Source organism: Ectopseudomonas oleovorans, from assembly GCF_029845265.1.
In the GTDB taxonomy this organism is placed as follows: domain Bacteria; phylum Pseudomonadota; class Gammaproteobacteria; order Pseudomonadales; family Pseudomonadaceae; genus Aquipseudomonas; species Aquipseudomonas oleovorans.
Genome location: NZ_JAOCLK010000029.1, coordinates 48699 through 60931, shown reverse-complemented (window position 1 = coordinate 60931; position 12233 = coordinate 48699). Strand labels below are relative to the sequence as shown.

Annotated in this window: 7 protein-coding genes and 4 pseudogenes; 9 read left to right on the top strand and 2 right to left on the bottom strand. The window is 61.6% G+C overall.

Annotation, left to right across the window (positions count from 1 at the left end; genetic code table 11):
• The first annotated feature begins 22 nt into the window (after nucleotides 1–22).
• From N5J71_RS15250 to N5J71_RS15240, 3 genes are all read left to right on the top strand, one after another.
• On the top strand, nucleotides 23–1792 hold the full coding sequence (locus N5J71_RS15250) for a DUF1302 domain-containing protein (RefSeq protein WP_279917173.1): 1770 nt from the start codon (nucleotides 23–25) through the stop codon (nucleotides 1790–1792).
• A gap of 32 nt (nucleotides 1793–1824) precedes the next feature.
• Nucleotides 1825–3192: a DUF1329 domain-containing protein gene (locus tag N5J71_RS15245; protein WP_279917172.1), complete on the top strand. Its 1368-nt coding sequence runs from the start codon at nucleotides 1825–1827 to the stop codon at nucleotides 3190–3192.
• A gap of 319 nt (nucleotides 3193–3511) precedes the next feature.
• The gene (locus N5J71_RS15240) at nucleotides 3512–6253 is read left to right on the top strand and encodes a winged helix-turn-helix domain-containing protein (protein ID WP_279917171.1); all 2742 of its coding nucleotides are present in this window, start codon (nucleotides 3512–3514) and stop codon (nucleotides 6251–6253) included.
• Nucleotides 6254–6303: 50 nt separating this feature from the next.
• On the opposite strand, the pseudogene N5J71_RS15235 reads toward N5J71_RS15240, so the two are convergent.
• A pseudogene (locus tag N5J71_RS15235) lies at nucleotides 6304–6678 on the bottom strand (IS5 family transposase); the annotation flags it as partial.
• 127 nt (nucleotides 6679–6805) lie between these two features.
• Here N5J71_RS15235 and N5J71_RS15230 point away from each other — a divergent pair.
• The 6 genes and pseudogenes from N5J71_RS15230 to N5J71_RS15205 form a co-directional block, all read left to right on the top strand.
• Nucleotides 6806–7606: pseudogene (locus tag N5J71_RS15230) on the top strand (AraC family transcriptional regulator); the annotation flags it as partial.
• The gene (locus N5J71_RS15225) at nucleotides 7606–8253 is read left to right on the top strand and encodes an MBL fold metallo-hydrolase (protein WP_004424486.1); all 648 of its coding nucleotides are present in this window, start codon (nucleotides 7606–7608) and stop codon (nucleotides 8251–8253) included. The pseudogene N5J71_RS15230 and the gene N5J71_RS15225, both read left to right, overlap by 1 nt.
• 64 nt (nucleotides 8254–8317) lie before the next feature.
• The gene (locus tag N5J71_RS15220; RefSeq protein ID WP_004424484.1) at nucleotides 8318–8986 is read left to right on the top strand and encodes a YiaD family glycine zipper/OmpA-like lipoprotein; all 669 of its coding nucleotides are present in this window, start codon (nucleotides 8318–8320) and stop codon (nucleotides 8984–8986) included.
• A 144-nt stretch (nucleotides 8987–9130) separates the two neighbouring features.
• Nucleotides 9131–9787: a YiaD family glycine zipper/OmpA-like lipoprotein gene (locus tag N5J71_RS15215; RefSeq protein WP_084340893.1), complete on the top strand. Its 657-nt coding sequence runs from the start codon at nucleotides 9131–9133 to the stop codon at nucleotides 9785–9787.
• A gap of 204 nt (nucleotides 9788–9991) precedes the next feature.
• Nucleotides 9992–10636 (top strand): annotated as a pseudogene (locus N5J71_RS22420) (CHASE domain-containing protein).
• Nucleotides 10614–11143: pseudogene (locus N5J71_RS15205) on the top strand (EAL domain-containing protein); the annotation flags it as partial. The pseudogenes N5J71_RS22420 and N5J71_RS15205, both read left to right, overlap by 23 nt.
• Nucleotides 11144–11158: 15 nt before the next feature.
• On the opposite strand, the gene N5J71_RS15200 reads toward N5J71_RS15205, so the two are convergent.
• Nucleotides 11159–12055 carry a 1-acylglycerol-3-phosphate O-acyltransferase, YihG family gene (locus tag N5J71_RS15200; RefSeq protein WP_279917170.1) on the bottom strand — a complete coding sequence of 299 codons (897 nt, stop codon included), beginning with the start codon at nucleotides 12053–12055 and terminating at the stop codon, nucleotides 11159–11161.
• Nucleotides 12056–12233 lie beyond the last annotated feature (178 nt).

The following is a 12233-nucleotide window of genomic DNA, read 5'->3' as shown; positions in this document are numbered from 1 at the left end:
CAAAACAAAACCCTACTGGCGCCTGGCAAAACTGCCGCTGGCCGTCAGCCTCGCTTCCACCCTTGCCGCTCCGGCATTCGGCGTCACTTTCAATATCGGTGAGATCGAAGGGCAGTTCGATTCGTCGCTGTCGGTGGGGGCGAGCTGGTCGACCGCCAAACGGGATCGTGACCTGATCGGTTCGTCCAATGGCGGTACCGGCTTCTCCCAGACCGGTGACGACGGCCGCCTGAACTTCAAGCGCGGCGAGACCTTCTCGAAGATCTTCAAGGGTATCCACGATCTTGAACTTAAATACGGCGACACCGGCGTATTCGTGCGCGGCAAGTACTGGTATGACTTCGAACTGAAGGACGAAAGCCGCCTTTTCAAGGACATCAGCGATAGCAACCGCAAGGAGGGAGCACAGTCATCGGGGGCCGAGATTCTCGACGCCTTCATCTACCACAACTACGCGATCGGTGACCAGCCTGGATCGGTACGTCTGGGCAAGCAGGTGGTGAGCTGGGGTGAGAGCACCTTCATCATCAACGGCATCAACGCGATCAACCCGGTCGACGTCGCCGCCTTCCGCCGCCCAGGTGCCGAGGTCAAGGAAGGCCTGATCCCGGTCAATATGCTCTATGTGGCTCAGAGTCTGACCGACCGGTTGTCTGCCGAGGCCTTCTACCAGTTGGAGTGGGACCAGACGGTCGTCGACAACTGCGGTACCTTCTTCGCCGTCGACGTGCTGCAGGATGGTTGTGCCAGCAACTACCATGTGCAGAGCTATCCCGCGGGACTGGCCGGCGCCCTGGGCGCCGTGGGAGCCGCCGGCAGCTCCGAGGGTGTCATGCTGCGCCGTGCCGGAGACAACGATGCGCGCGACAGCGGCCAGTGGGGCGTGGCCCTGCGCTGGCTGGGCGACGAGGCCGAATACGGCCTGTATGCGCTCAACTACCATAGCCGCACGCCGAACTTGAGCTACATCAATGCCGATGCGGCATCCATTGCCGCCATCGCGACTACCGCGGGAGGTCTTCCGGCGGCTTTCCAGACGCCATTCGTTTCCCTGGGCCTGCTGGGAACCGGCAGCTACTTCCTGGACTACCCGGAAGACATCCGCCTGTATGGCGCCAGCTTCTCGACCACCCTGCCCACCGGCACCGCGTGGCAGGGCGAGATCAGCTACCGGCCGAACATGCCGCTGCAGATCAATACAGTCGACACTACCGGCTGGTTGGCCAGCGGCATCGGCGGTGCGCTGGCCGTCGGCAACGTATCGGCGGCGCTGGCCCAGGCCGGGCAGGCGCACCGAGGTTACAACCGCAAGGAAGTCACCCAGTTGCAGACCACCTTCACCCACTTCATCGATCAGGTACTCGGCGCCGAGCGGATGACCCTGGTCGGCGAGATCGGCTACACCCGCATCGGTGGCCTGGAAAGCCTGGACAAGGTACGTTATGGCCGCGATCCGATCTACGGCGGTTACAACGATGCGAGCGCCATCGCCATGAACGGCCGGCATGGCTTCTACACCTCCGGCTCCTGGGGCTACCGGGCGCGTGGCATCCTCGACTACAACAACGTGTTCGCCGGTATCAACCTCAAGCCGAATGTAGCCTGGTCCCATGACGTGGACGGCTATGGGCCGGTGTTCAACGAAGGCGCCAAGGCCATCAGCATCGGACTCGATGCCGAATACCAGAACACCTACACCACCAGCCTCTCCTACACCAACTTCTTTGATGGTCGTTACAACACGTTGGTCGACCGCGACTTCGTCGCTCTCAGCTTCGGTATGAACTTCTAAGCGGCCAGGAATTTCGAGGAATCATGATGCAAATGAAAACAACAAAAAAACTGTGGCAAAGCGGTGTCCTGACCCTGTCTCTGCTGGCGACCAGCGTGATGGCGGCAGTGTCGCCTGACGAGGCTGCGAAGCTGGGCAACACCCTGACTCCGGTAGGCGCCGAGATGGCAGGCAATGCCGATGGCTCGATCCCGGCCTGGACTGGCGGCCTGCCGACCAATGCCGGCGCGGTCGATCCGCGTGGCTTTTTGGCCGATCCGTTCGCCAACGAGCAGCCGCTGTTCACCATCACCGCGGCCAACGCCGAGCAGTACAAGGACAAGCTGACCCCCGGTCAACTGGCCATGTTCAAGCGCTACCCGGACAGCTACAGGATGCCGGTCTATCCGACTCACCGTTCGGCCAGCCTGCCGGCCGCGGTGCTCGAGGCGACCAAGCAGAATGCGGTGAACACCAGGATGGTGTCGGGCGGCAACGGTCTGGAGAACTTCCAGACGGCCAACCCCTTCCCGATTCCGAAAGATGGTCTGGAGGTCATTTGGAACCACATTACCCGCTACCGCGGTGGCAGCATGCGTCGTCTGGTGACCCAGGCGACTCCGCAGCCGAATGGTTCCTACTCGCTGGTCTACTTCCAGGAAGAGTTCACCTTCCGCGATGCCCTGACCGACGTCGATGCGAGCAAGGAAAGCAACGTCCTGTTCTACTTCAAGCAGCGCGTAACCGCGCCTTCGCGTCTGGCTGGTAACGTACTGTTGGTACACGAGACGCTCGATCAGGTGAAAGAGCCGCGTCTGGCGTGGCTGTACAACGCCGGTCAACGTCGCGTGCGCCGTGCGCCGCAGGTGTCCTACGATGGCCCGGGCACCGCAGCTGACGGCCTGCGTACCTCGGACAACCTCGACATGTACAACGGTGCGCCGGATCGTTACGACTGGAAACTGGAAGGCAAGAAGGAGATCTATATCCCCTACAACGCCTACAAGCTCGATTCGCCCAGCCTGAAGTACTCCGACATCATCAAGGCTGGCCATATCAACCAGGACCTGACTCGTTACGAGCTACACCGTGTATGGCACGTGACTGCGACCCTGAAGTCGGGTGAGCGCCACATCTATGCCAAGCGTGACTTCTACATCGACGAGGACACCTGGCAAGCTGCTTTGATCGACCACTACGATGGCCGTGGCACCCTGTGGCGCGTAGCTGAGGCGCATGCCCAGTACTACTACGACAAGCAAGTGCCGTGGTACACCGTGGAAACCCTGTACGACCTGCTGTCCGGTCGCTACTCGGCCCTGGGTATGAAGAACGAGGAGAAACAAGCCTACGACTTCAACTACAAGGCATCCAGCAGCGACTACACTCCGGCGGCGCTGCGCCAGGCAGGCGTGCGCTAAAACCTGCCTCAGGCAACACGATGAAGCCGGCCTTGTGCCTAATGCCAGTCAGTTAAGCCGTTGCACTCGATCTTTGTAGGAGCCGGCTTGCCGGCGATCCGCCATAAAAAGCATCGCCAGCAAGCTGGCTCCTACGAAAAGCGCCCCCTCTACTGCAAGTAGGAGGGGGTGGTGACGAACTTATCTGATCAGCATTAGGCCTTGTGCCGGCTTTTTCGTTACGGACTGTAGCGGGCGCTTCAAATGGCCATTGCAAGTCGCTAGGCTGGGTCCAGATCGAGCCCGCCGATGCACATAGAAGACTTCCAAGAATAGGCCGATGACAGATCTCTCCCGCTCGCCAGGTTTTCCCTGCGCGCCGGCCACGCCGGTGGAAGCGCGTTTTTATCGTCCGCCGCTGCCGGCAGGACATATGCCGCGGCCCAGACTGTGCGAGCGTCTTGAGAAGGGTCTGCAAGGGCGATTGCTGCTGGTCAGTGCGCCAGCAGGCTTTGGCAAAAGCTCGCTGGCCATCGAGTTCTGCGAACGACTACCCGATCACTGGCACAGCCTCTGGCTCGGGCTGAGCGAGCGCGATCATGATCCGGGGCGCTTTCTCGAGCGTCTCCTGAACGGGCTGCAGCAGCTCTACCCTGGCCTCGGCGAGGAAGCGCTCGGGCTGCTGAAGATGCGCCAGCGCCATCAACCCTTCGCATTCGAGCAGTGGCTCGACGGTTTACTCGATGAGCTGACCCAGCAACTCGATGATGGTCAACCGCTGTTGCTGGTGCTGGACGACTACCATCTGGCGCAGGGGCCGGTGCTGGATCGTTGTCTGCAATTCTTCCTCAACCATTTACCTCCTGGTGTGCTGCTGTTGGTCACCAGCCGTCAGCGGCCTGACTGGCACCTGGCGCGCCTGCGTCTGTCGCGACAGTTGCTGGAGCTCAACGAGCAGGATCTGCGTCTGACGGCTGCCGAGCTCGACGCGCTGTTGGCAAGTCAGGGCGCGCGCCTCGAGCAGCAGCAGGTCAGCGGGATTCTGCAGCGCAGCGAGGGGTGGATCGCTGGTTTACGTCTTTGGCTGTTGGCTGTCGAGGAACTGGCGGAAGCTGGCGAGGTGCTTCAACTGCACGGCGGTGAAGGGCTGATACGTGAATACCTGCGCGAGGAAGTCATCGAGCGACAGCCCGCCGAGGTGCAACAGTTCCTTTATGAAACCGCCTGCATGGAGCGCTTCTGCGCTGAGCTGTGCGATGCGGTTCGTGACAGCCATGACAGCGCCGCGATCATCCGCCATCTGCAGGCCAATCAGGTGTTTCTGGTGCCGCTCGACGAGCAGGGCCGCTGGTTTCGCTATCACCACCTGTTCTCCGACTTGCTCAATGCGCGCTCTGCCGACGGATTGAGTCGTTCGCACGGTAGCGCCCACCTGCGTGCCTGTCGCTGGTTCACTGCGCAAGGCATGCTGGATGCCGCCATCGAGCAGGCGCTGCTGGCGGGGCAGGCAGACGTGGCCGCCAGCCTGGTGCAGAACCTGTCCGAGGAGCAGATGCTGGCGGAACAGAACATCGCCATGCTGCTGCGCTGGAAAACCAATCTGCCGGACGATCTGCTGGCCAGCACGCCACGACTGATCATGCTCTATGGCTGGGCACTGGCATTGGCCTGCAAGCTGGATGCCGCCCAAGAGCTGCTTGATCAGCTCGCACGCTTCCTGCCGGCTGCCGAGCCTGCCGCCCAGCGCAGCCTGCTGGCGCAATGGCAGGCGCTCGATGGGGTCATCGCCCGTGGCCGTGGCGATGGTGTGCGTGCCGAACGGCAATGCAGCGAGGCCTTGGCCGGTTTACCGGCGGAGCGTTATGGCCCGCACTTCATGTGCCTGTCGGCGTTGTCCAACCTGGCCATGGTGCGTGGCGATCTGTGGCGTGCGCGTGGGCTGAACCGCGACGCCCTGGAGCTGGCGCAGCGTATCGACAACCCTCTGCTCGAGGCGCTTGCTCACTACGAGCGTGCCCGCGTGCTGCAGGCCCGTGGTGAGGTGCTGCGCGCGCAAGAGGAGGTGCACCAGGGATTGCTGCTGGTGCAGCGTTTGCCGGCACAGCGTAATTACTCGGTGCGGGCGCGATTGACGATTTATGAGGGCTATCTGCTCAGTTTGCGTCTGCAGCCTCAGGCCGTGGAGCGCTTACGAGTGGGGATTGCCGAAGCCAGGGCTTGCCGCGACGTCGGTGCGTTGATTGGCTATTGCGTGCTGGCCAGCCTGGAAGGGCGTGATGGACGGCCAGCCGAAGCGTTTGCGCTGCTTGGCGAGGCTGAGCGCTTGATGCATGTCTGGGATGTGCCGGCGATCTATTACCTGGCGATGATCACGCTGATCAAGTGTGAGCTGTGGCTGCGGCAAGGACAGGTCGAGTTGGCTGCCGCCTGGCTACCTCAGTTGGCGGAAACCTATGGTGAGCAGGGGCGTGCGCTGGCGCCGGAGTTTCACCCGCAACTGGCGTTGCATATCGATCTGCAGCAGGCGGCGCTGGAGCGCCTGCAGGGCGGGCTGGAGCATGCAGAGCGTCGTCTGCGTGCGTTGCAACAGCGTGCGCAGGGGCTGGGTGGTCAACTGGTCGGTCTGGCTGCGCAGGCGCAGCTTGCTCAGCTATTGAAGCAGACCGGGCGAGAGCGGGAGGCGCAGCAGCAGCTCGATAGTTGCCTGGATCTCGCTCAGGGCGGTGCGCTGCTGCCTTTCATCGAGCTGTTGCAGCATCAGCCACGCTGGCTGCGCGAGCGTCTGCAGTTGCGTCCGCCGTGTCCGCTGTGCGACGCGCTGCTCGCGCAGTTACCAGGCAGCCGGGATTCGGACGAAGAGGTGGTCGTAGAGGCGGGCGGCCTGGCGGAAAAACTCAGTGGCCGCGAGTTGGCCGTGCTGCAGTTGATCGCGCGTGGCTGTTCCAATCAGGAGATCAGCGAGCGTCTGTTCATCTCCTTGCATACGGTCAAGACCCACGCCCGTCACATCAACAGCAAACTTGGCGTCGAGCGGCGTACTCAGGCGGTGGCGCGGGCCAAGGGGCTCGGCCTGCTGCGCTGATGTGTGCCTCACAGGAAATGCCTGGAACGCATCTAGGGCGTGTTGCCGTTTTACATGGGCAACCATAGGAAGGCACAGGCCATGGCCACCACGCTCTCGTAATTTCTCTTGAGTTTGTCGAATCGAGAGGCCACCGCCCGGTAGTGCTTCAGCCGGGCGAAGGCGTTTTCCACCAGGTGGCGATTTCGGTATAGACCTCTGTCCAGATCCGCGTTGCCTTTCACAGAGCTACGCTTCCTCGGGATCACGGCCTTGGCCCCTTGTCGCTCAACCTGCTCTCGGATTCTCTCGCTGTCATAGCCCTTATCCGCAACGATGGTTTCTGCCGCCGGGAGCTTGGAAATCAATCCGGGTGCCTGAGTACAGTCATTGATTTGACCTCCCGTGATTTCAAACTCGATGGGTAAGCCGTGGGCGTCCACTGCTTCGACCAATGCTCATCGCTGAGCAGTAATCGGGGCATTGCAAGCTCGTATCGATGTTGGGTCAGAGCTTCAATGATACGGGTTTGCTCTTGTAGATCAATGGGTTAGCGCGAAATGGCAACAGACCCTAGTACTGGGCCAGCGTTTGAACGTTTCCACCCACGGCATTCTGGGCTACGCGGTGCTGTCTAGCGCCAACCTGGGCAAGGCTCTGCAGTTCGCCCTGAAATACTATCGCGTGCTTGGTCTGTCCTTCGAGCTGGAACTGGTGGAGCAGGGCGAGGACATTGAATTACGCGCCGTCGAGTCTTTCCCCATGGGGCCGCAATCGCGCTTTACCGCCGAAGGCCTGCTGACCAGCATCCACACAATTGCGCGCTTTCTCCTGGGCGAAGAGCTGCAGGGCTTGGCCGTCGGTTTCGCTCATCCCGCGCCGGAGTATGCCGAGCGCTATGTCGAGGTGTTCGGCATAGCGGCGCAGTTCGAACAACCCCATCACTGGCTGCGTTTACCCCGGCATTACCTGCAACGGCCCATGGCGCTGGCCAACCCGGCCACGGTGCAAATGTGCGAGCAACAGTGCGAAGCGCTGCTGGCCAGACTAGATGTGCAGGACGGCCTACTCACACGGGTGCGACGCCTGTTGTTGACGCGCCCCGGCGACTTCCCCGACCTGGAAAGCGCCGCCAGCGCCCTGCACACCAGCGGCCGCAGCCTGCGCCGGCACGTGACGCAGATGGGTACCAGCTATCAGCAGGTGCTCGACGACGGGCGCAAACGGCTGGCCCTGCAGTACCTGACCGCCACGCATTTGCCGCTGCATGAAATCTCCCAGTTGCTGGGTTTCAGCGATCCGTCCAACTTCCGCCGTGCATTCCGCAAATGGACCGGTAAACTTCCCGGCGATTACCGAAATGAGGTTCCCTGATGAGCTCTGTCGAACGCCCCGCCCTGATCCGCGAAACCTTCCCTGTCGGCCCCTTGCAGTGCAACTGCACCATCATCGGCGACCCGATTACCAAGAAGGCCATCGTGGTCGATCCGGGTGGCAATCCCAATCTGATCATGGCGCGGCTGGAGGCTCATGGCCTCAAGGTGGTGAGCATCATCCACACCCATGCGCACCTCGATCACTTCCTTGCCTCGGGGCAGATGAAGGAGAAGACCGGTGCCACGCTGCACCTGCACAAGGAGGATCAGTTCCTCTGGGACAATCTGGAGATGCAGTGCAGCATGTTCGGCGTGCCTTACACGCCCGTGCCGGCGCCGGACAAATGGCTGGCCGATGACGAGGAGCTGGCCTGTGGCTGCGGCGTGGCCTTGCATACGCCAGGGCACACGCCGGGTTCGATGAGCTTCTGGTTCGAGGGTGCCAAGCTGCTGATCGCCGGTGACACTCTGTTCCGTCGCGGTATCGGCCGTACCGATCTGTGGGGCGGTGATTACGCGACCATCGAGCGTTCGATCAAGCAGCGCCTGTACAGCCTCGACGAGGATGCCACCGTGGTTACCGGCCATGGCCCGGACACTCGCCTGGGCGATGAGATGCGCGAGAACCCCTTTATTCGCGCGTGAGAGGGCACTAATGGCGGCGTGATGACTCAAAGAGCCATCACCCACCGTTCATGGAGACGCCTTCATGTTTCGCCTGCCTGTTATTGCCCTTTGCACCTCTGCGCTGCTGCTTGGCGGTTGCGCCTCGCAGAACCCCTACGATCAGAGCGCACCGAGCTCCAACCGCACCGCCACCTACGGTGGTATCGGTGCGCTGGCCGGCGCGGCTGCCGGTGCGCTGATCAACCATGACAACCGCGGCAAGGGCGCGCTGATCGGCGCGGCCGTGGCCGGTGCCGCAGCGGCAGGTTATGGCTACTACGCCGACAAGCAGGAAGAGGAGCTGCGCCGCAGCATGCAGGGCACCGGCGTCGAGGTGCAGCGCCAAGGCGATGTGATTCAGTTGATCATGCCCGGCAACATCACCTTCGCTACCGACTCGGCGCAGATCGCCAGCAGCTTCTATCAGCCGCTGAACAACCTGGCCAATTCCTTCCGCCAGTACAACCAGAACAGCATCGAGGTTGTCGGGCATACCGACAGCACCGGCTCGTATAGCTACAACATGGAGCTGTCGCAGCGTCGCGCGCAAAGCGTGGCCGACTATCTGTTGGCGCAGGGTGTCGACCCCAGTCGCTTGAGTACCCGTGGTATGGGGCCGGATCAGCCCGTAGCCAGCAACGCCACCGCTGAAGGCCGTGCGCAGAATCGCCGTGTCGAAGTGATACTGCGACCGCTGCCAGGTATGCAGTAACGCGCGTGTACGGGGCAGAACTGCTCTGGATCGCAGTCCCTATCCGCCCGGGCTGATAAGCTAGGGCGGAACTTCACCGCGCCTTGGCGGCTCGAAGATTGTGGCATGTCTGCCCGATACCAGAAGAAATCCTAAGGAATCCCTATGAAGACCAGACGCAATCTGATCGCAGCAACTGCGCTCATGGCCATGCTGGCTGGCTGCACCACCAACCCCTATACCGGCGAAAGTCAGGCCGGCAAAGCTGGCATCTATGGCGGCATCGGCGCCGCGACCGGTGCGGTGATCGGTGCTGCGACTTCTAGCAAAAAGGATCGCACCAAAGGCGCGCTGATCGGTGCTGCCGTCGGTGGCGCCGCCGGTGGTGGTTACGGCTATTACGTCGACACCCAGGAGGCCAAATTGCGCCAGACCCTGCAGGGCACTGGCGTGCAGGTGCAACGCAACGGCGATGATCTGAAACTGATCATGCCGGGCAATATCACCTTCGCCAGCAACTCGGCGGATATCTCCAGCAGCTTCTACCCGACCCTCAATTCGCTGGTGCTGGTGTTCAAGGAGTTCAACAAGAACGGCGTGAACATCGTCGGTCATACCGATAACACCGGCTCCCTGGAGCTTAATCAGAGCCTGTCGCAGCGTCGTGCTCAGAGCGTGGCCAACTACCTGACTGCCAACGGCGTGCCGGGGCAGCGCATCTCGGCATACGGTGCCGGGCCGAGCCAGCCGATTGCCAGCAACGCCACCGATGCTGGCCGTGCGCAGAACCGCCGTGTCGAGATCAACCTGCGTCCGCTCTAAGGCCGCATTGCGTTGAACGAAGCCTCCCTCTGGGAGGCTTTTTCATGTTGATTGACAAGCACTGTTGCTGACGTCTTTCGGCGAGGCGCTAGAGGGCGTTTCCGACAACCTTCGTGACCGCCCGTCGTGTCCTTTGTGGTCAAAGGCCACTCATTCAAAACCTGACTAGAATGCTTGCTGTGGTTCTGTGATGTCCGCGCGCGGATGCCCCGTGTGCGTTGGTTCTGGATGACCGAGGGAGCGCGAATGGACGACAGAGCTGTCGAGTGGACGCCAAGGCCCTGGATACCGCTGCTGGCTGCACTTGGCCTGTTTATCGCGCTGGGTGGGTTGATTTATTGGCAGTGGAATACCCTGCAGGAACGTGAGCGGGAAGATAGTCAGCATCGCTTTGCGCTTGAGGCGCAGGATATTGGTCAGCGAGTGATGGCGCGCATGCAGGCTTATGAAATGGTCCTGCGTGGCGTTTCGGGGCTGATGAACGGGAGTGACCGGGTTTCTCCCATCGAGTGGGAGCGGGCACTGGATCAGCTGCAATTGCAGGATCGTTATCCGGGAATACAGGCCGTCGCCTGGTCGCGCTACCTGAGCCACGCGCAGTTGGACGATTTTCGAGCCGAGCCGAGCTGAAAGCGGATGAGCACCTCGATTATCAGGTGTTTCCCGAGGGGGGAGCGCGAGTACTACTTGCCCATCGATTACGTCAGTCCTCTGGATTGGCGTAACCGGCGCGTACTTGGTTTCGACATGTTCAGCGAGGCGATCCGTCGTCAGGCCATTGAGCGCAGCCTTGAGAGCGGTGATGCCAGCCTGAGTGGGCCGGTGGCGTCACGCCATCGAGAACGATGACTTCGTGCTGGTCTATCAGCCCCAGCTCCATCTCAATAGCGGCCGCCTGCGCGGCTTCGAGGCCTTGCTGCGCTGGCAGCATCGTGTCGTGGGTACCGTTGCGCCGAACGTGTTCATACCGCTGCTCGAAGAAACCCGCCTGATCAATTGCTTGAGCTGGGGGTGAAGATCGCCATCGACGACTTCGGTACTGGCTACTCGTCACTGGCGTATCTGCGTCATTTCGAGCTGGATACGCTGAAGATCGACCGCCTGTTCATTGCTAACATGCTCGACTCACCGCGCGACGCGGCGGTGGTCAGCACCATCATCGATCTCGGGCGCCATCTGGGCCTTGAGGTCATCGCCGAAGGCGTCGAGACCCAGGCCCAGCGTGAGTGGCTGACGCGCCACCACTGCAGCATCATGCAGGGCTTTCTGGTGGCGCCGGGTGTGTCGGCCAGCAGCGCCATGCAGGTACCGGCGCTACTGGACTGGAGCAAGGTGCCCCTGCCGCGCAGTGAATGACGGGCCAGGCGCGCTTCAGGCTTGCCGGTGCAGGCTGGCGAGCTCAGCGTCCTTTTCTTCCCACAGACGGTTGACCCACTGCTGGAATGCCAGGCGGTAGTCGTCGTCCTGATCGTAGTTGCGGCCGATGAATTCGCGCGGAATATCGACCTGCTTGAAAATCACCTGCACGGTATCCAGGCGGCCACAGAGCAGGTCCCAGAAGCCCGGCACACCATGTGGGTAGTGAATGGTGACATTGACGATGGCATGCAGCTGTTCACCCATCGCGTCGAGCACGAAGGCGATGCCGCCGGCCTTGGGCTTGAGCAGGTACTTGAACGGCGATTGCTGCTGCGCATGCTTGGCCGGAGTCAGGCGGGTGCCCTCGAGGAAGTTGAATACCGCCACGGGATTGGTCTTGTAACGCGCGCAGGCCTTGCGCGTGGTGGCCAGATCCTGGCCGCGCTTTTCCGGGTACTTGGCCAGGTATTCCTTGCTGAAACGCTTCATGAAGGGAAACTCCAGTGCCCACCAGCACAGGCCGATCACTGGTACCCAGATCAACTCCTGCTTGAGGAAGAATTTCAGCAGCGGCATGCGCTGGTTGAGCAGGTACTGCAGCACCAGGATGTCCACCCAGCTCTGGTGGTTGCTGGTCACCAGATAGGAATGACGCGTATCGAAGTGCTCCAGCCCCTGAACCTTCCACTCGATGTGGCCAACCAGGCGCATCCAGAATTTATTGATACCGATCCAGCTTTCGGCGATGCCGTGCATGACGAAGCGCAGCGCGCGCTGGATCGGCGCGAAGGGCAGCAGCAGTTTGAGCAGGGCGACGAAGAACAGCGGCCAGCACCAGAACAGGGTATTGAGAGCCAGCAGCAGGCTTGCGATCAGGCCGCGCAGCGGCGCGGGAAGAAAGTGCAGCATCGGGCGAACGCCTCCATAAGCAGGCTGCACGTCCGGCGGGCAGCCTGAGAAAGGGGCTTTCTCTGCGCGCCCCGTATCAGTCGAAACAGCTGCGGCGTTCCGTGCAGCGAGCGGGTTCGGCGCCAAGGGTAACGGTTGTGCACTGACCTGCAAGTGCCAGCCATGACCAGTGGGTGCC

What these genes read in the sequence shown, in the direction of transcription:
- N5J71_RS15245 (WP_279917172.1), top strand. Translation starts at nt 1,825, where the DNA reads ATGAAAACAACAAAAAAACTGTGGCAAAGCGGTGTCCTGACCCTGTCT.
- N5J71_RS15240 (WP_279917171.1), top strand. Translation starts at nt 3,512, where the DNA reads ATGACAGATCTCTCCCGCTCGCCAGGTTTTCCCTGCGCGCCGGCCACG.
- N5J71_RS15225 (WP_004424486.1), top strand. Translation starts at nt 7,606, where the DNA reads ATGAGCTCTGTCGAACGCCCCGCCCTGATCCGCGAAACCTTCCCTGTC.
- N5J71_RS15220 (WP_004424484.1), top strand. Translation starts at nt 8,318, where the DNA reads ATGTTTCGCCTGCCTGTTATTGCCCTTTGCACCTCTGCGCTGCTGCTT.
- N5J71_RS15215 (WP_084340893.1), top strand. Translation starts at nt 9,131, where the DNA reads ATGAAGACCAGACGCAATCTGATCGCAGCAACTGCGCTCATGGCCATG.
- N5J71_RS15200 (WP_279917170.1), bottom strand. Translation starts at nt 12,055, where the DNA reads ATGCTGCACTTTCTTCCCGCGCCGCTGCGCGGCCTGATCGCAAGCCTG.